The organism is Bacillus sp. NTK034 (genome assembly GCF_017303275.1).
Taxonomy (GTDB): domain Bacteria; phylum Bacillota; class Bacilli; order Bacillales; family Cytobacillaceae; genus Cytobacillus.
Genome location: NZ_JAFKOJ010000002.1, coordinates 322,506 through 348,283 on the forward strand (window position 1 = coordinate 322,506; position 25,778 = coordinate 348,283).

Annotated in this window: 22 protein-coding genes; 2 read left to right on the plus strand and 20 right to left on the minus strand. The window is 42.4% G+C overall.

Going from position 1 to position 25,778, the window contains the following annotated elements; all coding sequences use genetic code 11:
• Window positions 1-39: 39 nt before the first annotated feature.
• From JI665_RS07800 to JI665_RS07870, 15 genes are all read right to left on the minus strand, one after another.
• Complete coding sequence (locus JI665_RS07800; RefSeq protein ID WP_206838431.1) at window positions 40-762, minus strand: amino acid ABC transporter ATP-binding protein; 723 nt, start codon at window positions 760-762, stop codon at window positions 40-42.
• The gene (locus tag JI665_RS07805) at window positions 755-1,414 is read right to left on the minus strand and encodes an amino acid ABC transporter permease (protein ID WP_206838435.1); all 660 of its coding nucleotides are present in this window, start codon (window positions 1,412-1,414) and stop codon (window positions 755-757) included. Before JI665_RS07805 ends, JI665_RS07800 begins: the two co-directional genes overlap by 8 nt.
• Window positions 1,415-1,509: 95 nt before the next feature.
• Window positions 1,510-2,301 carry a transporter substrate-binding domain-containing protein gene (locus JI665_RS07810; protein WP_206838438.1) on the minus strand — a complete coding sequence of 264 codons (792 nt, stop codon included), beginning with the start codon at window positions 2,299-2,301 and terminating at the stop codon, window positions 1,510-1,512.
• A gap of 182 nt (window positions 2,302-2,483) precedes the next feature.
• On the minus strand, window positions 2,484-2,921 hold the full coding sequence (locus tag JI665_RS07815) for a BrxA/BrxB family bacilliredoxin (RefSeq protein WP_009332872.1): 438 nt from the start codon (window positions 2,919-2,921) through the stop codon (window positions 2,484-2,486).
• Window positions 2,922-3,148: 227 nt separating this feature from the next.
• Complete coding sequence (gene meaB / locus JI665_RS07820) at window positions 3,149-4,267, minus strand: methylmalonyl Co-A mutase-associated GTPase MeaB (protein WP_206838441.1); 1,119 nt, start codon at window positions 4,265-4,267, stop codon at window positions 3,149-3,151.
• A complete protein-coding gene (scpA, locus tag JI665_RS07825) occupies window positions 4,268-6,460 on the minus strand; it encodes a methylmalonyl-CoA mutase (RefSeq protein WP_206838444.1) in 2,193 nt (730 codons plus the stop codon). It abuts the gene before it with no gap.
• Window positions 6,450-8,312, minus strand: a complete 1,863-nt coding sequence (locus tag JI665_RS07830) for a methylmalonyl-CoA mutase subunit beta (protein ID WP_206838447.1) — start codon at window positions 8,310-8,312, stop codon at window positions 6,450-6,452. Before JI665_RS07830 ends, scpA begins: the two co-directional genes overlap by 11 nt.
• A 197-nt stretch (window positions 8,313-8,509) precedes the next feature.
• Window positions 8,510-9,838, minus strand: a complete 1,329-nt coding sequence (locus JI665_RS07835) for a dihydrolipoamide acetyltransferase family protein (RefSeq protein ID WP_206838450.1) — start codon at window positions 9,836-9,838, stop codon at window positions 8,510-8,512.
• Between the two features lie 128 nt (window positions 9,839-9,966).
• Window positions 9,967-10,950, minus strand: coding sequence for an alpha-ketoacid dehydrogenase subunit beta (locus JI665_RS07840; RefSeq protein ID WP_113884415.1), 984 nt, complete (start codon window positions 10,948-10,950; stop codon window positions 9,967-9,969).
• Between the two features lie 12 nt (window positions 10,951-10,962).
• On the minus strand, window positions 10,963-11,958 hold the full coding sequence (locus JI665_RS07845) for a thiamine pyrophosphate-dependent dehydrogenase E1 component subunit alpha (protein WP_206838453.1): 996 nt from the start codon (window positions 11,956-11,958) through the stop codon (window positions 10,963-10,965).
• Window positions 11,959-12,037: 79 nt separating this feature from the next.
• Complete coding sequence (lpdA, locus tag JI665_RS07850) at window positions 12,038-13,459, minus strand: dihydrolipoyl dehydrogenase (RefSeq protein WP_206838455.1); 1,422 nt, start codon at window positions 13,457-13,459, stop codon at window positions 12,038-12,040.
• Window positions 13,460-13,473: 14 nt separating this feature from the next.
• Entirely contained in the window at window positions 13,474-14,583 is a 1,110-nt protein-coding gene (gene buk, locus JI665_RS07855) for a butyrate kinase (RefSeq protein WP_206838458.1), read from the minus strand.
• Window positions 14,584-14,745: 162 nt separating this feature from the next.
• The gene (bcd, locus tag JI665_RS07860; RefSeq protein ID WP_009332881.1) at window positions 14,746-15,840 is read right to left on the minus strand and encodes a branched-chain amino acid dehydrogenase; all 1,095 of its coding nucleotides are present in this window, start codon (window positions 15,838-15,840) and stop codon (window positions 14,746-14,748) included.
• A gap of 105 nt (window positions 15,841-15,945) precedes the next feature.
• Entirely contained in the window at window positions 15,946-16,848 is a 903-nt protein-coding gene (gene yqiS, locus JI665_RS07865; protein ID WP_206838460.1) for a phosphate butyryltransferase, read from the minus strand.
• Between the two features lie 207 nt (window positions 16,849-17,055).
• Complete coding sequence (locus JI665_RS07870; RefSeq protein ID WP_206838464.1) at window positions 17,056-19,122, minus strand: sigma-54 interaction domain-containing protein; 2,067 nt, start codon at window positions 19,120-19,122, stop codon at window positions 17,056-17,058.
• A gap of 153 nt (window positions 19,123-19,275) precedes the next feature.
• On the opposite strand from JI665_RS07870, the gene JI665_RS07875 reads away from it, so the two are divergent.
• Window positions 19,276-19,512 carry a DUF2627 domain-containing protein gene (locus tag JI665_RS07875; RefSeq protein WP_019380202.1) on the plus strand — a complete coding sequence of 79 codons (237 nt, stop codon included), beginning with the start codon at window positions 19,276-19,278 and terminating at the stop codon, window positions 19,510-19,512.
• 17 nt (window positions 19,513-19,529) lie between these two features.
• The gene (locus JI665_RS07880; protein ID WP_113884408.1) at window positions 19,530-19,670 is read left to right on the plus strand and encodes a YycC family protein; all 141 of its coding nucleotides are present in this window, start codon (window positions 19,530-19,532) and stop codon (window positions 19,668-19,670) included.
• Window positions 19,671-19,798: 128 nt separating this feature from the next.
• Here JI665_RS07880 and spo0A read toward each other — a convergent pair whose 3' ends face one another.
• The 5 genes from spo0A to JI665_RS07905 form a co-directional block, all read right to left on the minus strand.
• Entirely contained in the window at window positions 19,799-20,587 is a 789-nt protein-coding gene (gene spo0A / locus JI665_RS07885) for a sporulation transcription factor Spo0A (protein WP_206838467.1), read from the minus strand.
• Window positions 20,588-20,962: 375 nt separating this feature from the next.
• Window positions 20,963-22,252, minus strand: coding sequence for a SpoIVB peptidase (gene spoIVB, locus JI665_RS07890; RefSeq protein WP_206838468.1), 1,290 nt, complete (start codon window positions 22,250-22,252; stop codon window positions 20,963-20,965).
• A 182-nt stretch (window positions 22,253-22,434) separates the two neighbouring features.
• Window positions 22,435-24,117, minus strand: coding sequence for a DNA repair protein RecN (gene recN, locus JI665_RS07895; RefSeq protein ID WP_206838470.1), 1,683 nt, complete (start codon window positions 24,115-24,117; stop codon window positions 22,435-22,437).
• A 187-nt stretch (window positions 24,118-24,304) separates the two neighbouring features.
• A complete protein-coding gene (gene ahrC / locus JI665_RS07900; protein ID WP_009332889.1) occupies window positions 24,305-24,754 on the minus strand; it encodes a transcriptional regulator AhrC/ArgR in 450 nt (149 codons plus the stop codon).
• Between the two features lie 177 nt (window positions 24,755-24,931).
• Entirely contained in the window at window positions 24,932-25,777 is an 846-nt protein-coding gene (locus JI665_RS07905) for a TlyA family RNA methyltransferase (RefSeq protein ID WP_206838471.1), read from the minus strand.
• Window position 25,778: the final 1 nt, after the last annotated feature.

The window sequence follows — 25,778 nt, forward strand, 5'->3', positions numbered from 1 at the left end:
ATGATCCTTTTGATCATCTTCTCCCATAGCATATATCGATTATAGCATTTTTTGCAAGAAATCCCTTGCACGTTCACTCTTAGGATTAGAAAAAAATTCTTTAGGTGAAGAATCCTCTACAAGCACGCCGCCATCCAGGAAAAGCACCCTGTCTGCCACTTCACGGGCAAATCCCATTTCATGGGTTACAATTGCCATTGTCATGCCTGTATGGGCTAAATTTTTCATAACGTCCAGCACTTCTTTCACCATTTCCGGGTCAAGAGCGGATGTCGGTTCATCAAACAGCATGACATCAGGCTTCATAGCAAGAGCTCTGGCAATCGCGACCCTTTGCTTCTGTCCCCCGGATAACCGATTTGGATATTCGTATGCTTTGGCTGATAATCCGACCTTCTCCAAAAGCTCGAGCCCTGCTTTCTCAGCGTCCGATTTCGAAACTCCCTTAACCTTCATTGGTGCATAGGTCAGGTTTTGCAGAACCGTTTTGTGTGGAAATAAATGAAAATGCTGAAAAACCATTCCCACATTTTGGCGCACTTTCATAATGTTCGTGCTCTTATCCGTAATGTTCTGCCCGTTAATCATGATCCGGCCGTCTGTAGGCATTTCCAGGAGATTGATGCAGCGCAGCAATGTTGACTTGCCGGAACCGGATGGACCAATAATTGCTACTACTTCGCCATCTTGAATACTGGTAGAAATACCTTTAAGAACTTCAAGTTTACCGAAATGTTTATGCAAATTTTCCACTTTAATCACTGCGTCTCATTCTCCTTTCGATCCCTTTTCCAAGCACAGTCAGGATCATAACCATAATGTAATAGATAAGCCCGGCAATCAGTATTGGTTCGAAGTATGAAAACTTTTCACCTCCCACGATGTAAGCCCGGCGCATCACGTCTGTAACACCAATAACCGTTACGATTGCAGACTCTTTTGTCAGGGTAATAAACTCGTTCATCAAAGCAGGCAAAATGTTTTTCATCGCCTGCGGGAGAATGATATCCATCATGGCCGGCCTATATGGTACACCTAAAGCCATGGCCGCTTCACTTTGGCCCTTATCTACGGCCAGGATGCCGGCCCGGATAATCTCCGAAATATAGGCTGCTGAGTTTAGTCCAAAAGACAAGACGGCAGCTGTGGAAGGATCAATTTTATACCCGATCAGCTGTGGTGATCCATAATAAATGAGCATTAGCTGAAGAACAAGAGGTGTTCCTCTAAAGACGGATGTATAGGCATCTGCAATCCACCCAAGAGGTTTAAATCTGCTGATTTTAAAGAATGATAGAATAATGCCTAAGACAAAACCCAGTATCCCTGCCATAGAAACTATTTGAAGCGTGACGCCAATGCCTTTCAGTATATATGGAAGGGAGGGGATGAACTGCTGAAAATCCAGATTCACTATCTTTCCATCCTCTCTATAAGTAGTTTATTAGTTTTCGAGAAGAATAAAGCGTCCAAAGGAAAATATGCCTTGGACGCCAATTCCCAGCGGAATTAATTGTTATCAAACCATTTTACGATTAGTTCTTCCAATTCACCGTTTTCTTTCATCTTCAAAAGCTCTGCATTAAATTTTTCAGTTAAATCGCTTCCTTTAGGAAAAGCAATGGCCGAACCTGCCTCCGCTTCAGCTTCTTCGATAGTAAAACCGGCTAAATCTTCATTTTTTTCAAAGTATCCTTTAGCAACAGTGTCTTCAATCATGGCAGCATCAAAACGGCCTGCCATAATTTCCTGAATCAATTCAGGGATGCGATTGCGGTTTTCCACAGTCATATCAACTGTCTCACCAATTTCTTCTGCTTTATCTGCCTGGATGGAGGCAAGCTGAACTCCTAAAGTTTTTCCGTTCAAATCTTCCAATGACTCAATTCCGCTTCCTTTTTTTGAGACGATCATGTGGCTCGCTGTATAATATACATCACTGAAATCAACGTTTTGTTTGCGCTCTTCAGTAGGTGTCATACCGGCCAGAACAAAATCAACCTGGCTTGTTTCCAATGCAGGAATCAATCCGTTAAAGTCCATATCCTTTACTTGTATCTCATAACCCAGTTTTTCAGCGATCGCTTTGGCCAAATCCACATCAAAGCCGATAATTTCTTCCCCTTTTGCGGAATCTACATATTCAAATGGCGGATAATCCGCTGACGTGCCCATTGTTAATACTTTTTTATCTGAGTTTTCCCCTGATCCGCTTCCCGTGCTGGCTTCTTCACTTGTGCCGCATGCAGCTAATACACTGACTAAAAGTATACTTAAAGCAAACATGATGACTTTTTTCATTTTAGTTTCCCCCTATAAAATATGAATAATTTCTGCATAACTATTAATAAATATTCACTAAAATGAATTTTAACAGATTTTTATATTTATGCAATAACATTTTTAAATATTTATACAAAGTTTAATTATTCAGACAAGTATACACACAAAAAAAAGTCCCGAAATTCGGGACCTTCCGCTATTTAAAGCTCTTCGCAATATTTCTCAAAGGTATCCTGCAGTTTTTGAACAACAGCCATTGGCTCATGTCCTTCAATTTCATGGCGCTCGATCATCGTGCATAATTCTCCGTCTTTAAGAAGAGCAAAAGATGGTGATGATGGCGGATAACCGGTAAAATAAGATCTTGCTTTTTCTGTTGCTTCTTTGTCCTGGCCGGCAAATACAGTAACCAAATGGTCAGGGCGCTTATCATAATGCAGGGAATGCATGGCCGCCGGGCGGGCAATTCCGCCTGCACACCCGCAGACTGAGTTCACCATTACAAGTGTTGTGCCTTTTTTATTAAGGGCTTCATCCACTTCTTCCGGTGTCGTTAATTCTGTATAGCCAGCATGCACAATTTCCTGCCGCGCCTGCCTTACAACATCATTCATAAATAAATTGAAATCCATATTCATAATCATCGCTCCTCTGCCAAATTTCTTTTTCACTATATACATAATACCAAGACAAGAACAAATTTTACAATCAAGTCAATTTTTCGAATAAAAAAGTTTAGCTTTTGGGTAATGGGGGAAAGATAAAACTACAGCTAGATCCATACCCCTAAACTCCCTAGATTCGCCAGTGCCCGCAAGGCACTGGCCATTTTTTTGTATGAAAAGCTGCCCCGGCGCGGGCAGCTTTATCTTTTCGAATAGATATTAAACAATTCTTCCACTGCAGATGTAACCGTCCTGTTTCCTGCGATGACCTCGTTTTCGATTTTTGGAAGGAGCGGCTTTACCGCAGGATGATAAAAAAAGCTGAATTGAAGCTGATCGAGGATCATGGAATGGATCCATTGTTTTGTCTGGAGTCTTCTTCTTTCCTCAAACACGCCTGAGGCTTTTGAGGTATCTTCAAATGTTTTGATTACTTTCCATATCTCAGGGATGCCCTGATTAAAAACAGAAGAGCAGGTATAGGCTCTGGTTTGCCATCCCTTTGTAGCAGGCTGGAGAAAATGAAGAATACGGTTATATTCTGCTTTTGTTTTCTCGGCCAATTTTTTATTGCTTCCATCGGCTTTGTTGACAATTACCGCATCCGCCAGTTCCATAATGCCTTTTTTCATTCCCTGCAATTCATCGCCTGCCCCTGTCAGCGTTAATAGCATAAAAAAGTCAACCATGTCCCTGACAATGACCTCACTTTGTCCCACACCGACTGTTTCGACCAGAATTACATCAAAGCCTGCCGCTTCACACAGAAGCATGGTTTCTCTTGTTTTCCGGTGGACTCCTCCTAATTTCCCTGCTGAAGGGGAAGGCCTTATGAATGCATTTGGGTTTCTGGACAGCTGCTCCATTCTCGTTTTATCGCCAAGGATGCTGCCGCCGCTCAAGCTGGAGCTCGGATCGACGGCAAGCACCGCTACTTTTAATCCTGTATCACATAGGTATGTCCCAAATGATTCAATGAATGTGCTCTTACCTGCTCCCGGCACCCCTGTTATCCCAATCCTGAGCGATTGTCCTGAATGGGGCAAAAGTTTGAGCAGGATTTCCTGTGCATGACGAAAATGATGTTCTGCATTACTTTCAATCAGAGTGATCGCTCTGGCAAGCACACCTCTGCTGCCATTCAAAATGCCTTCTTCCAGAACGTTAAGATCAGGGAGGGCAGCAGATTTTTTTTGAAACCTGCCTTTTTTCTCAAATTTCAGCTCCGGCTCACCTGTATCCACACCACCGCGGACAATGCTTGAAAAATTATCTGCTTTTTCTTCATCAAACCATTCCGGTTTCTTATCCTCAGTCATTTACTGGGTCACTTCCTCATACCCGAGACGGCTGTATATCTCCCTGATGACTTTTTGGGCTGCCACTGGAATGACGGTGCCCGGGCCAAAAATGGCAGAAGCACCATGCTCATATAAATACTGATAATCCTGTGCCGGAATAACCCCGCCAATGACGACAATAATATCTTCCCTGTCCAGTTTTTTCAGTTCAGCGGCAAGCTGCGGAAGAAGGGTTTTATGTCCGGCAGCAAGTGAACTGATGCCAATGACATGTACATCATTTTCTACAGCCTGCATGGCTGTTTCTTCCGGTGTCTGGAAAAGAGGGCCTATATCCACATCAAAGCCGAGATCGGCAAAGGCAGTGGAAATGACTTTTGCTCCTCTGTCATGTCCATCCTGCCCCATCTTGGCAATCAGAATCCGCGGCCTCCTTCCCTCATTTTCAAGAAATTCATCTGTCATCTGCTTCACTTCTGCAATTTCATCTTCGTTGGAAAAAGCAGAACTGTACACGCCGCTGATAGAACGGATAATTGCTTTATGGCGATTGGCCACTTTTTCAATCGCTTCAGAAATTTCCCCAAGAGTGGCTCGAACCCTGGCTGCATTTACTGCTAGCTCAAGAAGATTTCCTTCCCCTGTATCTGCAGCTCTAGTAATAGCTTCCAAGGCTTCAGCAACTTTCTCATTATCGCGTGAAGCCTTCAGCTGCTCCAGCTTCTTGATTTGCTTTAATCGGACAGCTGTGTTATCAATGTCAAGAATATCAATCGGCTCTTCTTTTTCCAGCCGGTATTTATTCACACCTATTATGGTTTCTTTTCCGGAATCAATTTGTGCCTGCCTTCTGGCAGCCGCTTCTTCGATCTTCATTTTTGGCAATCCTGTTTCGATCGCCTTGGCCATTCCGCCAAGATTTTCGATTTCTTCAATATGCTCCCAGGCGCGCTTAATTAACTGATCTGTTAAAGCTTCAACATAATAAGAGCCGCCCCAAGGATCAATTACATTCGTGATCCCTGTCTCTTCCTGAAGGTACAGCTGCGTATTTCTAGCTATACGGGCAGAAAAGTCTGTCGGCAATGCAATGGCTTCATCCAGTGCATTCGTATGAAGGGATTGTGTATGGCCCATTGAAGCGGCATGCGCCTCAATGAGAGTCCTTGTTACATTATTAAACGGATCCTGCTCTGTTAAGCTCCAGCCAGAGGTTTGAGAATGCGTTCTAAGTGCCATTGATTTTGGATTATCCGGCTCGAAGGTCTTCATCATTTTTGCCCATATGAAGCGGGCTGCCCGCATTTTTGCCACTTCCATAAAGTAATTCATGCCGATTGCCCAGAAAAACGAGAGCCTTGGTGCAAAGGAGTCGATATCGATTCCAGCTTTAAGGCCGGTTCTTACATATTCGAGACCATCTGCCAGCGTATAGGCAAGTTCAATATCAGCAGGAGCCCCCGCTTCCTGCATATGATAGCCAGAAATACTGATGCTATTGAACTTAGGCATGTATTTTGAAGTATATTCAAAAATATCGGCAATGATCTTCATGGACATTTCCGGAGGATATATATATGTGTTGCGCACCATATATTCTTTTAAGATATCATTCTGGATCGTTCCAGAAAGTTTCTCCTGGCTTACTCCCTGCTCTTCCGCTGTAACAATATAAAAAGCCATGACAGGCAATACCGCTCCATTCATCGTCATGGATACAGACATTTGATCTAAAGGTATCCCATTAAACAAAGTCTTCATATCCAGGATGGAATCAATGGCCACGCCAGCTTTCCCGACATCTCCCTCGACTCTTGGATGATCTGAATCATAGCCTCTATGAGTAGCCAGATCGAAAGCGACTGATAAGCCTTTTTGACCCATTGCAAGGTTGCGCCTGTAAAAGGCATTACTTTCCTCTGCAGTAGAGAAACCGGCATACTGCCGGACAGTCCATGGCCTGTTCACATACATGGTTGAATATGGCCCTCTTGTATAAGGGGGCAGTCCAGGCTTATCGTTTATGTGCTCCATGTCTTTAAGATCTTCATTTGTGTACAGAGGCTTTACATTTATTTGCTCATTTGTTTCAAAGAGAAGATGATCAATGGATGAATCGATTTCTTCCTCAGCTTTTCTTTTCCAGTCATCTTTGGCTGATTGTTTTGCTTTAAGAATATCCAGGCTTTTAAAATCAGGTTTATTGGCCATTGCTTGCCGCCTCCATCTCGTTCAGCATATTTAAGAGAGTTTCATAGCAATCGCTCTTTACATGAATGTATCCGCCGATGCCAGCGTTCTCATATTCATCCTTTTTCCTCTCTTCGGGAAGGCCGGCTAAATAGATTTCAGCTGACGGGAAAGCTTCTTTCAATTGTTTAATTAAAGGTACAGCCATGCTATCGTATAGTTCATTTGATCCGCAAATAAAATAATGCCTGCAATTTGTTTTTTGAATAAATGCTTCAGCATCTTCAGGGTTATATACCGAACCGCTTTTAACTGCATCAACTCCTCCGGGAGCCAGGAAGCCGGAAATAAAATCAGCACGCGCCTTATGGTCTTTCAATGCTCCCAGACAGATAAGACCTGCTTCAGGACGAATGCCCTTTCCTTTTAATCTTTCAGATAAATTCCGCAAACCCTCGAAAGACTCAGAAAGACGAACCTGTGTGATAGTCTTGAGATCACTCCTGCTGTTACGGACGGTTTCCATTTCTATCTGAAGCGGCTTTTCATCAAGATTTGCATATATATTCGTTCCGATGATACTTTGTTTTCTTGTATGAACATCTTTCTTCTTCTTTTCAAGTACTTGAATAATCTGATCCTGAACCCATCCTGATTGGAGGGCATCCGCCATTCCTCCCTGCTCTTCTATCTCAAGGAAAAGTTCCCAGGATTTAGAAATCAATTCATTTGTCAGATGCTCAATATACCAGGAGCCGCCTGCTGGATCAGACACCTTCAGTAAATGCGCCTCTTCCCTTAAAATCAACTGAGTATTGCGGGCAATCCGTTCTGAAAAAGGAGTTTGAGATCCTTCCGGGTCATTAAATGGGCTGACATGAAGGTATTGGACTCCTCCCAAAATTGCTGCAAACGCTTCATTTCCTGCTCTCAGCATATTCACATAGGAATCATAGGCTGACTTTGTAAAAAAGGATGTCTCTGCTGAAATGACCATTTTTTTACCGTCACCATCAGCTCCGTATGCTTCCGCCACTTTTCCCCATAAAACCCTTGCGGCACGCAGCTTGGCGATTTCCATAAAAAAGTTTGAGCCAACAGCAAACTTAAAAACCATTTTGGATAACATCTCTTCGGTACTTTTGCCTTTTTCAAGAAAATATTGCAGGTGATTTACACCTGCTGCAAGTGAAAATGCAAGTTCCTGGACAGCATTTGCGCCGCCATTATGATAGATCGCAGAATTTACCATGATTGTTTTCAGGCTGGGCAGATTTACAGCTGCCACACTCACCGTTTCATTCAAATTTTCATATAGCTCATCGATTGAGCGGCCGTTCAGTGAATCGGCAGCAGCAATAGCTAGCGGGTCGGCGGCAATGTATCCAGAGACTTTTTCTTGTCCTTTTACTGCACTAAGACCTGCTATTAATAAGTGCTGATTTGGGCCTGCATCCACACTGAAAGGATATTTGTCATAGAGTTCGCCAACAGCCGCGCTTATCTTCTCTGGATTTTTTAACAGTTCAGGCTCGAAAGCCAGCGCTGTCTGCCCTTTATTTATGGCGGCATGGAGTTTATCTGACAGCTCTTCGGAAGAGGAAGCACTAATTTTCTGTGCAACCTTCCATTTTTCTGACAGGTATCCGGTTGCATAGGAACCTCTTCTAAAGTCTTCTAAGCCCGGATACTGAGTTAATGCACCAGTTCCCATGTCTTCTCTGGAATAAAGCGGTTTCAATTTTATGTTTTCATATGTATTTCGTGATAATGTTTCTAAGGATTTCCCTTTAAGAGCTTTTTCCGCATTTTGTTCCCAGTCTTGATTTGTCTGCTGCGGGAATTTTTCTTTAATCATTTTCTTTAATGACATAATTTGCTGTCCTTATAGCTGACAGCGTTCCCTCCCCTCATGCGGCAGCGGACCCGTTTCTTGTAAGAAACAATGCCGCAAGAAAATTATAATAAAATTCTAAATTCTCCATATACCTATTTTAGTATACAAAAGAGAAACAAGCAATGAACAATAAGAAACCGCTGCCCCTAAGCAGGGCAGCGGCAATTTTCTTTTTAATAAATAGTTGTATTTTCTTTAGATGTGTTCTCAAGAATTTCTTTCACGCGCTGCAGGAATCGTCCGCATACCAGGCCGTCAAGCACACGGTGATCCAGGGACATACAAAGGTTCACCATGTCACGGACAGCAATCATGCCATTGTTCATGACAACAGGACGCTTCACAATGGATTCAACCTGAAGAATTGCAGCCTGAGGATAATTGATAATGCCCATTGACTGGACAGAACCGAATGAACCGGTATTATTTACAGTGAAAGTTCCACCCTGCATTTCAGCGGAAGTCAATTTGCCTGTACGTACTTTTAATGCAAGGTCATTGATTTCACGGGCTATACCCTTAATCGTTTTTTCATCAGCTGCTTTGATGACCGGAACGAATAACGCGTCATCTGTTGCAACCGCAATGGAGATGTTGATATCCTTCTTCTGGATAATCTTATCTCCTGCCCACATGGAATTAATCTGCGGGAATTCCTTAAGGGCCTGCGCAACAGCTTTTACGAAGAAAGCAAAGAATGTAAGGTTGAAGCCCTCTTTTTGCTTAAACTCACCTTTGATGCTGTTACGGTATTCGACAAGATTTGTAACATCTACTTCCATCATTGTCCAGGCATGTGGTGCTTCATGTTTGCTGCGAAGCATGTTTGCTGCAATCGCTTTACGCACTCCAGTAACAGGGATTTCAACATCACCCGGCATTACTGGAACATTAGGTGCTGGCGCTGCCTGTTTTGGTGATGCTGGCTGGGAAGGTGCCGAAGACGGTGCCGGCGCTTCTGTCTTTTTCGGTGCTGGTGCTGATGCAGCCGCAGCAGCTGCCGCTGTAGGAATATCTCCGGACTCAATGATTTTCATAAGGTCTTTACGGGTAATTCGTCCGCCGCCGCCTGAACCTGTAACTTGATTTAAGTCAATGCCGTGTTCCTGTGAAAGCTTTAGGACTGCAGGTGAATAGCGGACTCCATTAGGAGCTTCTGATTTTGCAGGTGCCGCTTGTGCAGAAGGTGCTGACGCAGAAGGTGCATCAACTTCTTGCTTAGGCTCAGATGGAGCTGGTGCCGCCGCTGCTTCACCGCCGCCTTCAGTTTCGATTGTCAGAATAACCTGGCCAACTTCATAAGTTTCGCCTTCTTCTGCAACCAATTCTTTGATTACACCTGAGAAAGAAGATGGGACCTCCGCATTTACTTTGTCAGTCATTACTTCAGCAAGCGGATCATATTTATTTACTTTATCTCCTACGGAAACCAGCCATTTGCTGATTGTCCCTTCAGTAACACTTTCCCCAAGCTGGGGCATTTTAATTTGCTCAATAGCCATTGGGTAACCTCCTTCTAGCTGCCCGCATTTTGCGGGTCATGCAGCTGGTGCAGCTGATCCGGAATGAATTCCAGCCGGAGAGCCGCATCATCTGCGCTTTCCATTTTTATTAGCTAAGATGCCAGTTATTAAAATTCAGCCAATTCACGCATTGCTTTTTCTACTTTATCAGGGTTAACCATAAAATATTTTTCCATAGTTGGAGCGTAAGGCATTGCTGGCACATCAGGACCGGCAAGCCGTTTGATTGGTGCATCCAGTTCAAACAGGCAGTTCTCTGCAATAATGGCAGAAACTTCACTCATGATGCTGCCTTCTTTATTATCTTCAGTAAGAAGAAGCACTTTACCTGTTTTTGACGCAGCTTCGATAATTGCTTCTTTATCAAGCGGATAAACCGTTCTTAAATCAAGGATGTGCGCTGAGATGCCATCTTTGGCAAGTCTTTCAGCAGCCTGAAGAGCGAAATGAACGCATAGGCCATAAGTGATCACTGTGATATCTTCACCCTCGCGTTTGACATCCGCTTTTCCGATTGGCAGAACATAATCATCATCAGGAACCTCGCCCTTAATCAGGCGATATGCACGCTTATGTTCAAAGAATAGTACAGGATCCTCGTCACGGATCGCCGCTTTCAATAACCCCTTTACATCATAAGGGGTAGAAGGCATAACAATCTTAAGTCCCGGCTGATTCGCAAATACTGCTTCGACAGATTGGGAATGATATAGCGCTCCATGAACACCGCCGCCATATGGTGCACGAACAACAATCGGACAGCTCCAGTCATTGTTGGAACGGTAGCGGACGCGTGCCGCTTCTGAAATAATCTGGTTAACCGCCGGCATTATAAAGTCGGCAAATTGCATTTCAGCAATCGGGCGCATTCCATACATCGCTGCACCGATTCCAACCCCTGCAATCGCTGATTCAGCAAGCGGAGTATCAATTACGCGGTCTTCGCCAAATTTATCATATAGTCCTTGTGTCGCTTTAAATACGCCACCTTTTTTACCTACGTCTTCACCTAAAACAAATACCTTTGGATCTCTTTCCATTTCCTCGCGGATTGCCATTGTTACCGCATCGATATAAGAAATTACAGCCATATTCTCTCCCCCTTACTGTTCAGCATAGACATGCTTTAAAGCAGATTCCGCTTCTGCATATGGAGCGTTTTCAGCATAATCAGTTGCTTCGTTTACCAATTTCATAACCCGGTCATTAATTTCCTTTTCGATCGCATCATCCATAACGCCATTTTCTTTCAGGTATGCGCCAAAAGTAATTATCGGATCTTTTGTTTTCGCTTCAGCCACTTCATCAGGAGCACGGTAGCTTCGGTCATCATCATCAGATGAGTGAGGAGTTAAACGGTATGAAATGGTTTCGACCAATGTTGGCCCTTCTCCGCGGCGGCCTCTGTCTGCCGCTTCTTTCACAGCTTTATATACTTCAAGCGGATCGTTTCCGTCAACTGTTATACCCGGCATGCCGTATCCAATAGCTCTGTCAGATACGTTTTCGCAAGCAAGCTGCTTTTCAATCGGTACCGAAATTGCATATTTATTATTCTCACACATAAAGATAACAGGCAGCTTATGAACACCTGCAAAGTTCGCACCTTCATGGAAGTCCCCCTGGTTTGAAGAACCTTCACCAAACGTTACAAAGGTTACCAGATCTTTTCCTTCCAGCTTTCCGCCAAGAGCAACGCCAACAGCATGAGGCACCTGTGTAGTTACAGGTGAAGAGCCTGTTACGATACGGTTTTTCTTTTGACCAAAATGTCCAGGCATTTGGCGGCCGCCTGAGTTTGGATCTTCTGCTTTGGCAAACCCTGAAAGCATTAATTCCTTTGCAGTCATGCCGAACGTAAGGACTACTCCCATGTCGCGATAGTATGGAAGAACATAATCCTTCTCGCGATCAAGTGCAAATGCAGCACCTACCTGAGCAGCTTCCTGTCCCTGACATGAAATAACGAAAGGGATTTTTCCGGCACGGTTCAAAAGCCACATACGCTCATCAATACGGCGAGCTAATAGCATGGTCTCATACATTTCAAGAACTTTCTCATCACTTAAACCTAAATCTTTATGACGGTTTTCAGCCATTTATACAACCTCCTAAGCTAATATGTATCCCGGGCTCCAAAAGTGAGCCTGGACTATTTCATTTTATTAAATTAAAACTTTATCCGTGGATAGCTTTTCCATCAACTGCAAGGGCAGCTTCACCGATTGCTTCAGATAACGTCGGATGAGGGTGGATGGTATGCGCTACTTCCCATGGAGTTGCATCAAGAACACGCGCCAGGCCTGCTTCTGAAATCATGTCTGTTACGTGCGGGCCTATCATATGGACACCCAGGATATCATCAGTATCCTTATCTGCCACAATTTTGACAAAACCGTCGGATTCACCAAATACGAGTGCCTTTCCGATAGCCCGGAATGAGAACTTGCCAGTTTTGACATTATGGCCTTTTTCTTTAGCTTCATCCTCTGTTAATCCAACGCTTGCCGCTTCAGGTGAACTGTAAATGCATTTAGAAACCAGGCTGTAGTCAATTGGAGAAGGATTCTTGCCGGCAATGTGCTCCACGGCTGCAATGCCTTCATGAGAAGCAACATGTGCAAGCTGAAGGCCGCCAATAACGTCACCAATTGCATAGATATGGGATTCCTTTGTCTGGAAGTATTCGTTTGCTAAAACAAATCCCTTTTCAATCTGAATATCAGTATTCTCAATGCCAATGCCCTCTGTATTTGCCTGACGCCCCACAGAAACAAGCAATTTCTCTGCTGAGAATTCCGCTTGAGATCCTTTCACTTCAGCTGAAATCGTAACTCCTTCGCCTTTCTGAAGGGTTTCAGGAAGCACTTTTGCTCCTGTTACAATTTTGACTCCCTTTTTCTTCATAAGGCGCTGCATTTCTTTTGAAATTTCTTTATCTTCCGTAGGAATAATGCGGTCAGCATATTCGATAACTGTTACCTCAGCACCAAAGTCTGATAACATTGATGCCCATTCGATGCCGATGACTCCGCCGCCAACAATTATAATGGAGCTTGGCACTTCTTCCAAAGCTAAAGCCTCATCCGAAGTCATTACAAGCTGTCCATCAATGTCCAATCCTGGCAGGGTACGAGGACGTGATCCAGTTGCTACAATAACATTTTTAGGGATCAGCATTTCATTTTCGTCCCCATTGTTCATTTCAACAGAAATTGTCCCTGGCATCGGAGAGAAAATAGAAGGTCCAAGTATACGGCCTGTCCCTTCGAAAACATCAATCTTGCCTTGCTTCATCAAGTGCTGAACACCTTTATGAAGCTGATCAACGATTTTGTTTTTTCGTTCCTGCACCTTACTGAAATTGATTGATACATCACTTGTCATTACACCAAAATCTTCACTGTGTTTAGCGGTAGCAAACACTTCAGCACTTCTTAATAAAGCCTTGCTTGGTATGCAGCCTTTGTGAAGGCAAGTCCCTCCAAGTTTTCCTTTTTCAACGATTGCCGTTTTTAAACCAAGCTGTGAAGCACGGATGGCAGCTACATAACCGCCTGTGCCTCCGCCTAAAATCACCAAATCATATTCCTGTGCCAAGTTGCTTCCCCCTTCTATTTCAACGCTGCTTTGCCAGCTTTTTTCCCAGGATATTCTTTTTCAGTCTCTTCACCGCGGAGGACACGAAGAGCGCCTTCTGCGAGTGCCTGCAGTTCATTTTCACCAGGCTGCACAATAACATCTGCAATCCAGTTAATCCGCTCACTGATTTCGTTTACAAAGTCCTTGCCGTAGGCAAGACCGCCTGTAAGGATGATGGCATCAACCTTTCCGCCAAGTACTGCACTGGCAGATCCGATTTCCTTAGCCACCTGATAAGCCATTGCGGAGTAGACAAGCTTTGCTTTCTCATCTCCGCTTTCAATCATCTTTTCAACTTTTACTGCATCATTTGTTCCCAGGTAACCTACAAGACCGCCTTGTCCAACAAGCTTCTTCATCACTTCTTCACGATAAAAGCTGCCGGAGTAGCAAAGTCCCACCAAATCACCAGCAGGTACTGTACCTGCCCGTTCCGGACTGAATGGCCCGTCTCCATGAAGTCCGTTATTAACATCCACTACTCTGCCTTTTTTATGAGCGCCTACAGTTATACCTCCGCCCATATGCGTAACGATCAGGTTTAGCTCCGCGTACTTTTTGCCAAGTTCTTTGGCTACTCTCCGGGCAACAGCTTTCTGATTCAAGGCATGGAAAATACTTTTTCTTTCTATCATTGAAAAGCCTGAAATACGGGCAATTGGATCCAATTCATCAACCACAACCGGATCGACAATGAACGAAGGAATATTTAAACCCGAAGCAATCTCATATGCCAGGATTCCGCCAAGGTTAGAAGCATGCTGACCAGCAAAACCGGCACGAAGATCCTCAAGCATTGCATCATTAACTGAATATGTGCCTCCTTCAATCGGTCGCAGCAAACCGCCGCGTCCGCACACTGCACTTAATTTGGAGATATTGATTCCTTCATGATCAAGTGTTTCCAGAATGGTCTGCTTGCGGAATTCATATTGATCGATAATACTTTCATAAGAGTTAATGACATCTGCATCATGGCGCAATGTCTTCTCCAGGACAGAGATCTCATTATCGAAGACTCCAATCTTAGTTGAAGTGGATCCCGGATTGATGACGAGAATTCGATGTTCTTGTTCTAGCACGTTTAAACCTCCATAAAGAGCGGAAATTTCCCTTGTAAAAGCATACTCTTACTCAGGTACTATAACTGCCGCTGCATTTTTTCTACTCTGTTTTTAAAGGCAAAGACGCTGAATATTCCATTCAGCGCTTTGCATTTCAGGAAAGATAGTCCTCCCTGAAACTTATCTGCGGCTTAGAATATGATGGCCGTTTTGGAGGAATTGTCCGCGTGAATTACGCATTCTTTCAATTCTTTCCTCAACCATGCGGTCAGCCGCTTTATATGTCGGAATTCCATCCCTTTTAGCAATCTCAATAACTTTTTCAATATTATTGTATACAGTTTCAACTTTTTTCATTGCACGTTCGCGGTTATATCCGTACAGCTCATCTGCAACATTAATAACTCCGCCTGCATTAATTACATAGTCTGGAGCGTAAACGATGCCCATCTCATGGATTAAATCACCATGGCGTGTTTCTTTAAGCTGATTGTTGGCGGCTCCAGCGATTACTTTGGCTTTCAGCTGTGGAATTGTATCATCATTAACTGTCGCACCTAGAGCACAAGGAGCATAAATATCGCATTCAACTCCATAAATTTCATTTGGTTCAACTGCTTTAGCACCGAACTCTTCAACGGCACGCTGTACAGCTTCTTTATTAATATCCGTAACAATCAGCTGTGCACCTTCTTCATGCAGATGGCGGCAAAGATTGAACGCTACGTTTCCAACACCCTGAACAGCAATTGTTTTGCCTTCAAGAGAGTCAGTTCCGAATGCCGCCTTTGCTGCTGCCTTCATTCCTCTGTATACCCCATAAGCTGTAACTGGTGAAGGGTTGCCGGAAGATCCGAAAGCAGGTGAAATTCCTGTTACATAATCTGTTTCCTCATGGATCAGGTCCATATCAGCTACAGTAGTACCCACGTCCTCAGCAGTAATATAGCGTCCATTTAAGCCTTGGATATAGCGTCCGAATGCACGGAACATTTCTTCGTTTTTATCTTTGCGCGGATCGCCGATAATAACTGTTTTACCGCCTCCAAGATTTAAACCAGCTGCTGCATTCTTATAAGTCATGCCTCGTGCAAGGCGCAATGCATCCTCAATAGCTGCTTCTTCAGATTCATAAGTCCACATGCGTGTACCGCCAAGTGCTGGGCCTAAAGTGGTATCATGAATAGCAATAATAGCTTTTAAACCTGATTGTTTGTCCTGGCAAAACACCACTTGTTCATAATCGTAAGTTTCTAGGTATTTGAAGATTTCCATGTTATAATTCCTCCCCGGATTTAATAAAAGTAGTATGTTCGTTTGGATAATAAATTTTTAATTGCGATTTATAAAATGCTGAATGAATAATGTCTATCAGATCCATTACTTTGCTGAACATATCGCTAAAGCCAGTGAATAAACCTTGCTTTCAGCCGAATCTGCTCTTGAAGTAAGAACAATCGGAGCTTTGGCACCTGCGATAACGGCTCCTACTTTTGCTTTAGCAAAATAGACAAGTGATTTATATAAAGTATTCCCAACTTCGATAGTCGGCACTAATAAAATATCTGCCTGTCCGGCAACTTCGCTTTTGATCCCCTTATGTTCAGCCGCTTCAAAAGAAATTGCATTATCCAAAGCAAGAGGACCGTCGACAAGACAATCTGTTATTTGGCCCCTTTGGTTCATAAGAGTTAATGCTGAGGCATCCAGAGTTGCCTGCATAGCAGGGTTAACAACCTCTACTGCAGCAATCGGAGCTGCAAGAGGCTTTTCTATTCCTATGCTCCTTGCAATTTCAACTGCATTTTTCAGAATTTGTGCCTTTTGGTTAAGGTCCGGTGCAATATTCATCGCTGCATCAGTGACAATTGTAAATCGTTCAAAACCTGGAACCTCAAATACGGCCACATGTGATAAAACATTTCCTGTTCTTAAGCCGAATTCTTTATTTAAGACAGCTTTTAAAATACCTGCCGTCGGGATATTTCCCTTCATCAGCACATTGGCTTTCTGCTCTTTTACAGCCCTTACTGCCAATTCTGCAGCATATGCAGACGATTCTGCATGAATGATTTCAAGCTTAGGGCTATCAGCTGCTGCGCTATGATTCTGATTTAAGATTTCGCGGATTTTTACCTGATCCCCGAATAATAAAAAGCTTGCTAAGTTCAGCTTAATTGCTTCTGCAACGGCTTCGAGAACTTCTTCGTCTTCCGCTGCGGCTACGGCTACAGTTTTCTCACCATATTGGGTTGCTTTCGTTAGAAGCGAATCCAATTTCATCTGTTCAACCCCCTTACTAGAAAAGCGCGTGCCTCACCCTCCCCGACACCTCGCGGGGGCAGGCTGCTTGTGCTAGACAATTATCGACGCCTTTCTCTTGATGTCCATCCGTTTTTTATACTTGCAAGAAGTGTGCCAACTTTAAAACGCTGTGAAAACGCTTTATTCACCGAACTAAAGTACGCAAATAATTGCACACTATGAAATTTATTGCATGCCATCTTTTGCAATATTGTATTTCTCCAGTTTATAGTAAAGATTCCTGACTGAGAGTCCAAGTAATTTAGCTGTCTTGGTTTTATTCCCATCCAGCTTGTAAAGTGTTTGTCTGATCATTTTCGCCTCATACAGCTCTATCAGCTGAGCTAAGGTTTTAGTTTGTACTTCTTCACTTGTTTCAACGATTGGCGAAGGATTATTGGCACCTATTAAATCCGGAATATGCCGTTCCTCTATTTCCGTTTCATTGTAATTCATAAAAATAATGGCTCTGCCGAGAATATTATCAAGTTCTCTGACATTTCCCGGCCAATCATAGGCCATCAGTTTATTAACAGCTTGTTCTGTTACACCTTCTACATTCCGTCCATATTCCTGGTTGATCTTTTGAATAAGCCTGCTGCATAGAAGAGGAATATCCTCCTTCCTGCGTCTTAATGAAGGAATATGTATGGGCATTCTATTCAGCCTGTAGTATAAGTCTTCCCTGAAGGTGCCGTCTGCAATTCCTTTTTCTAAATTCACATTAGTCGCAGCAATAACACGAACATCTATTGAGATAGGCTTAGTCCCTCCCACTCTTGTAATTTCATGTTCTTGAAGCACTCTGAGGAGTTTCGCCTGAGTGTTAGCTGTCAGCTCTCCAATTTCATCCAGAAATATACTGCCTTTATCAGCTTCCTCAAACAAACCACGTTTGCCGCCTCTTTTCGCTCCCGAAAATGCCCCTTCTTCATAGCCGAATAATTCGCTTTCCAAAAGAGACTCTGATAATGCGGCGCAATTAACCCTGATAAATTTGTTATATTTTCTGTCGCTTGCATTATGTATAGCGTGGGCGAACAATTCTTTTCCTGTCCCTGATTCTCCTCTAAGCAAAACGGTAGCTGGAGTTTTAGCTCCGAGTCTTGCCTGTTCAATTGCAAGCGTCATCTCTTCAGATGTTCCAATAATATCCTCGAATGAATATTTCGCTTCCAATGTACGAATAATCTGTCTTGCCCGGCTTAATTCACGGTTCAGATTCTGAATTTCCGATACGTCGTGAATAACACCCACACTTCCTTTTAACTTTCCGTCAACAATAACAGGCGCAACATTTACAATAACATCTTTTCTTTTCGGTCCGACCCTCATGGCCACACCTCTCATAGCCCTTCTCGTTTGAAGAACCTTCATATGAACACTTTCACCTTCGGAAATATCAGCTGTGGCAGGCTTCCCGATCACTTTTTCTTCTTCCAGGCCGGTAAGCCTGGAATATGCCGGATTAATTAAAATCCCTTCCCCATTTTCATCAACCACAGAAATAGCTTCCTCACTTGATTGAATAATCGCCTGAAGCATCGTCTGTATCTCTTTCAAATTCGTAATTTCTTCCGCAAGCGAGACTACTTCTGTTATGTCCTTAAAAACAGCAAATGCACCCATTAATTCGTTATTTTCTCCAAGCATCGGTATTCTTGTCGTAATAATTTTCAGGCCATTTGCCAAAGTCATTTCCTGATTCGCTTCAATTCTCCTTGTTGCCATAACTCTGGGAAGCATACTGTCTGTGATGACTTCATTAATTTTTCTTCCTAAAGCGTCTTTCCTCTTAATACCTGTCATTCTCTCCGCACTTCGATTAAAGACTGTAATCTCACTAAGGTTATTGATTACAATCATTCCGTCATCAGTTGAATTAAAAATCAAATCATGCTTATACGTTTCATTTCTGAATTTTGAAATCAGCTCTTCCTTTTCTTCAAGTAATTTCGCGATTAAAAAAGCTACACTTCCAGGTATTAGGACCGTATTTTTGCTTCTGGCTTCCCTGATGTCGATAAACACTTGTTCATTTCCGGTGACTTCAATAATGATATCAAGATCTTGATCCATAAAATGACGCCAATCAGTGCCAATCGGGATGCCGCTTTCATTGGCAATCTGAAGCCCCTCAGCATCCGGATCAATATCCACCATTGCTTTTACATCCAGAACAGCCGTTTCTTTTATTATTTTTAGGATAGCCGTACCGCCTTTTCCTGCACCGACAATCATTACTGTTTGCATCGTTTTACCTCTTTCATTGAAAATTCTTGCACACTTGACAATATTCCGTGCAACATTCTTCATGAATTTATTTTAGCATAGCAGCGGCACTTGACAAATTTATTTAATGATTTATGATTTCGGTAGGTAATTCGATTTGAAGGGGAATTTTTTATGATTAGACTAATTGCTTTATTGATTTTACTCCTGCCGGGCATATTGGCTGTCTATGGAATAAAATTAATGAGAGATATGGTCTTTGGCATACTGCAAAGCCCATTTCCATATTTATGGCTTCAATTTGTTTCAGGTTTCCTTTTCTTAATCATAGGCCTTGGCTTTATCGCAGGATTTATTCTTTATCGCGATCGAAAGAGAAACAAAGTACAGGAACGCTTTAAAACCAAATAAGTTAGTGGGGGATAAAAGTGAAGCCGCTGCAGATATCACCGGAAACAGCATTAAAGCTTGCTGAAAAACTAAATCTTCCTCTTGAGCAAATCATGCATATGCCTCAGCACATTCTGATTCAAAAGATGATGGAGCTTGAGAAAGAAGAAAAGAAATAAATTAAAAAGGTTCAGTTTGGGAAATTTCAAACTGAACCTTTTTGTTTCCGGAGTTTAAAGGATAATAAAAACGCCCCATAAGGAGCGCAGCAAAATTAATAAATGATTTTTTATAAGTCCTTACCCTTTCAAGAAGCTTTATGCTCCAGACGCAGCTTATCTGCAACCATTGCAATAAATTCTGAGTTGGTCGGCTTTGCTTTTGTCATGCTGACTGTATATCCGAAAAGAGAGGAAATGGAATCAATATTACCGCGGCTCCACGCAACTTCAATCGCATGGCGGATTGCACGCTCCACACGGCTTGCCGTAGTATTAAACTTCTTAGCAATATCAGGGTACAGTACTTTTGTAATGGAACCGAGAAGTTCTATATCATTGTACACCATTGAAATTGCTTCACGGAGATATAGGTATCCTTTAATATGGGCAGGAACGCCAATTTCATGGATGATACTGGTGATGCTGGCATCCAGGTTCTTAGGCTTTGCTTCTGCCTGAGGACGGTAAGATGGAGCGGGTTTGCGGAGAAATGAATTTGATTTTCCGCTGACCTGACGTATATGGCTTGCCAGATTGTCCATGTCAAATGGTTTAAGGATAAAATATGAAGCTCCCAAATCCACCGCCTTCTTGGTAACGTCTTCCTGGCCGAATGCAGTAAGCATGATGACATTAGGGAGTTTATTCAAATTTAAGTTTCTCATTTTTTCGAGTACAGCAAGTCCATCCAAGTGAGGCATGATGATATCCAATACAAGAACATCGGGCTGTGTCTGCTCTAATATTTCGAGGCAATCCTGTCCATTATGTGCAACTCCGGCAACTTCCATGTCTTCCTGGGAAGATATATATTCCTCTAAAAGCCCGACCAGTTCCCTATTATCATCCACAACACAAACTTTTATTTTCTTCACTTACTTTCCTCCTCGGTCCAATTATGGTCTCTTTAATGAATGTTCATTTTCGAACACGCTCTTTTTGATATCTATTTTCTATTCTAAATGAGAAATTCGACAATGCAACAAAAATTCCTCTACTTTTTTGAAATTTTCTTAAAAAACCAACTAAACCTCATTTATTCTTTTGTTTTCTTCTGTTTTCGACCGATTTCGTCATACTCTTTGCAATTCGTGTATTTTTGTCGAAAAATCTTTATTTTCATTTTAACATAACCAATGTCTGTTTTCCTCATAGTTTTTGTTTAGCCTGTTATGCGCCTGTTTTATTTCACTGTACAAGAATAGAAAAAAGACGGGTTTTACCCGCCTTTTAAAAGATCCATTCATTATTTAGGATGCTTTTTCTTCAGTTTTTTCATATATATCGATGCCTGCTTCATTTAGCATCCATTCAATATGGACACCATATCCTGAAGTAGGATCATTTACAAATACATGTGTCACTGCTCCAATAATTTTGCCATCCTGGATAATCGGGCTTCCGCTCATCCCCTGAACTATGCCGCCTGTTTTTTCAAGCAGCTTCTGATCCGTCACTTTTATGACCATTCCTTTTGTTGCCGGAAACTTCTGCGGAATCGTACTGACAATTTCAATATCAAACAATTGTACTTCATCATTGTCGACCACAGTTAAAATTTGAGCAGCTCCCTCTTTTACCTGATGGGATAAAGCTATTGGCATCGGTTTGTCAAAAATTCCGTTCTTCATATCCCGGTTCAATTCCCCAAATATTCCGAAAGGACTGTTTCTGACTATATTTCCTATTATTTCTTTATCTGAGGAAAATCGTGCAAGTTTTTCACCGGGATTGCCATTGCTGCCTTTTTCGATTGAAGTAACAGTCGATCTGACAATTTGTCCGTCTTCAACCACAATTGGCTTCTTTGTGTCCATATCGGAAATAACATGGCCGAGTGCTCCATATTTTTTTGATTCAGGGTGATAGAAAGTCATCGTCCCAATGCCTGCCGCAGAGTCACGTATATATAATCCAAGCTTATAGGTTTCTTCCCCGTTTTCTTTTAAGGGAGTCAGCTCAGTTTTAACCTTCCCGCTTTCCCGGCTTACAATAATTTGGAGCGGATTGCCGCTTTTGCCTGCATCTTGAACAAAGGGAGCAACATCTGACATCTTTTCTATTTTCTTTCCATTGATTTCTGTAATGATATCTCCAATCTTTATGCCGGCTGTTTCGCCTGGGGAAGCTTTTCCTTCAGCCGTATTAACCTGATGGTGTCCAACTACTAACACGCCTACTGTATTCAGTTTAACCCCAATCGATTGGCCACCTGGAATTACTTTAAAATCTTTTAAGACGTTAACATCAACTTTCTTTATCGGAAACCCTGCCAGCTCGAGAAGCATTTCATTTTTTCCATTTTCATTTGCATGAAGCGATATCGAATGGGTATCTTCCTTAAGTGAAACACTTGTATTATCTATGGACAGTCCAGCCGACACTGCTTCTGCCTTTACAATGTCCAGCTGCTGCCCTTCAAAAAGAGTAATATTTGCAGGTATTTGCAAATATTCTTGAACAGGCTTGGAAAAACCTAAAGCAATTAATGAAACAAGGAGAATTCCACCAATTATTTTGCGTAAAACATCATATGTCAAATTTTTCACTCTCCTCGCTTCTAGTCCATCCACGTCAAATGGCTACATCTTTAATTTTGCCTGCATCGAAGGCATTTATAACAGCCATTCACATAAAAAAAGCTATCCTGCTTTGGATAGCTTTTCAAGGTATTAGATCTGATAGCGCCGCCGATGGGAACAGACCTTATAATTGATCAAAATTACTTTAGCTGATTAGCCAGATGCAGCAGCTCTTTCGCATGCTCTTTTGTCAAATCAGTAATTTCCACTCCAGAAATCATACGGCCGATTTCTTTGATTTTTTCATCCTCAGTCAGCGGTTTTACTGTTGTTTTTGTCCGCCCATCCTTTGTGTTTTTAGCAATAAATAAATGAGTATCTGCCATGGCCGCAACCTGCGGAAGATGAGAGATGCACAGCACCTGTGAATCCACGGAAACGTGATGAATCTTTTCCGCGATGGCTTGTGCAACCCTGCCGCTCACGCCTGTGTCTACTTCATCGAAAATAATACTTGTGATACCCTGATGTTTTGAAAATATGCTCTTTAAAGCAAGCATGATCCGGGATAATTCACCGCCTGATGCAATTTTAGACAGCGGCTTTAGCGGTTCCCCCGGATTGGTGGATATGTAGAACTCCGCCCTGTCAACTCCGTTCTTCAGAAAGACTTCGGGATCAGAAAAGAATCTGACCTCAAAAATTGTCTTTTCCATATATAATTCCTTAAGCTCTTTATGAATTAACTTCGTTAGCTTAAGAGCAGATTTTCTGCGCAGCTTGCTCAATTCTTCCCCTTCAACCAGTAAATCTTTTTTCAAAGCAGCAACTTCCTTTTGCAGCTTATCAATATGGGTTTCTTTATTTTGCAGAGTTTCAATTTCTTCTTCTATCTTTGCAGCGTATTCCAGAACTTCGTCAACCGTTTTTCCATATTTTCTTTTTAGCCCATTAATTTCATTCAATCTGCTTTCTATTTCATTAAGCCTTTGTGGATCATATTCCATAAAGTCCATTTCATTTCGGAGTGATCTGGCTGCATCTTCAAGCAAATAAAAACTGTTTGCCACATTTTCCGCTATTTCTTTATAAGCGTGGTCCAGTTCCGCAGCATCATTCATATAGCCCATAACCATTCCGATCCAATCAAGCCCTTTTTGTTCTCCTTGAAGGGCATTATAGCCTGACTGAAGAGAATCAAAAATACGTTCATAATTGGAAAGCTTGCTCTTTTCTTCAATCAAATCTTCATCTTCGTTCAACTTCAGCTGAGCCGATTGAATTTCATCCAGCTGAAATTGAATTAAATCAAGCCGATGCGCCATTTGCTGTTCATTTTCACTTAAATTCTTAAGCTTTTTCAGAGTACCTTCATATAACCTGTAGATAGCCTGGTATTCAGTTAAGGCGGCGGATATCTTGGATCCTCCAAACTGATCAAGGAGAGGAAGATGAAAGGTTTCATCCATTAATTCCTGATGTTCGTGCTGACCATGTATATCAATAAGTGAACTTCCGATTTCTCTCAATACAGAAATAGTAACAAGTTTTCCGTTCACTCTGCAGACGCTTTTTCCTGTCTTTGATATATCCCTGCGGAGAACAATCATTCCATCTTCAATCTCTATCCCAAATTCAGCAGATCTTCTATAGCAAGGGTGTTTAGGATCATCCAGGATAAAAAGCCCCTCAATTTCAGCCTTATCTTCACCATGGCGGACAAATTCTGCAGATCCCCTTCCTCCAGCCAGCAAGTGAATGGCATCGATAATGATGGACTTTCCTGCCCCTGTTTCACCAGTTAAAACAGTTAAGCCCTTTTCAAATGAGACAGAAAGGGCTTCGATTATGGCAAAGTTTCGTATGGATATCTCGTTTAACAATCATATCACCTCATAAGAAAAGCGCAAGCGCCTTGCCCACCCCCCGACACCTCAAGAGAGCAGGCGCTGGAGCTAGACAGTTATCTAACTTCAGAATTTGTACATTCTCATCTTTTAAGAAAAGCAAAGAACGCCCGCCTGCCAGATTAAGACCTCGAAGCGTTGGCCTCTCAGCCAGAAAAATGATCTACAGCATTTCAAGAAACCTGTTTGAAATTGCTTCTGTATCTTCTGGGGTTTTACATATGATCAGGCATGTGTCATCCCCGCAGATTGTTCCCAGAATCTCTTCCCAGTCAAGGTTATCAATAAGTGCGCCAATAGCCATGGCATTGCCGGGAAGAGTCTTCATTACAAGAAGATGTCCTGCCGTATCCACTCTGACAAAGGCATCCATTAAATTTCTTTTAAGCTTTTGCAGCGGATTGAAACGCTGATCCGCCGGAAGACTGTATTTGTACCTGCCGTCCATTAATGGAACTTTCACCAGGTGAAGCTCTTTAATATCTCTTGAGACAGTCGCCTGAGTTACATTAAACCCGGCATTTTTCAATTCATCCACCAGGTCATCCTGTGTTTCAATATCGTTATTTGTAATAATCTCGCGGATTTTAATATGTCTTTGCCCTTTATTCATTTTTTCACCTCTATAATCAGCCGCTTGACAGCAGGCAGAAAAAAATTAATTTAAAGTGTTTTGCACTCTAATGTTAGCTGATTTTCTCAATAAAGTACAATTTTTCCCGTATATTATTTTATATAATTCGTTGAAAGTCGACAAATTCCTTTTATAAAAAAGGAACAGGCAGTAAGCCTATTCCTCTTCTTTACCCTGCTTCGTTTTCAGCTCGGCATGGGCTTCTTTTACAACCTCATCTGTCTGGGCTTTAAGAAGGATCTCTCCTTCTTCTTCGCTGCCTGACCAATACAGATGGAGGAGAAATTCTATGTTGCCGTCTCCGCCTGTAATGGGTGAATAGGAAACGTCCTTGACGTCATAGCCTAGGCCCAGTGCAAATTCGATAATTTTATCAAGCACGGCTTCATGTATTTTAGGATCTCTGACAATCCCCTTTTTCCCAACCTGTTCCCGTCCAGCTTCAAACTGCGGTTTCACTAGGGCAACTGTGTCACTGCCAGGAACCAGCAGTGTTTTTAATACAGGCAATATAAGCTTTAGAGAGATGAACGAAACATCAATTGACGCAAAATCAGGCATACCGGCTGAAAGGTCGGCTGGGGTTACATACCTGAAATTGGTCCTTTCCATTACAACTACCCGTTCATCCTGCCTTAATTTCCAGGCAAGCTGATTATATCCGACATCTAAAGCATAAGACATTTTGGCACCATTCTGCAGGGCACAATCTGTGAAGCCCCCCGTTGAGGATCCAATGTCAAGGAGTATCTTGCCTTCGATTTCTAAATCAAAAACCTTTAGCGCTTTCTCAAGCTTTAAGCCTCCTCGGCTGACATATGGCATGACCTTCCCCTTTAAAGTGAGAGGAATATCTGCATTAACCTTCTCGCCGGGCTTATCCATCCTGCTTTCATTGCTGAACACCAGGCCGGCCATTACGGCTCTTTTCGCTTTTTCTCTTGTCTCCGCAAGACCTCTTTCAACTAATAAAACGTCTAATCGTTCTTTCTTTGTTTTCATT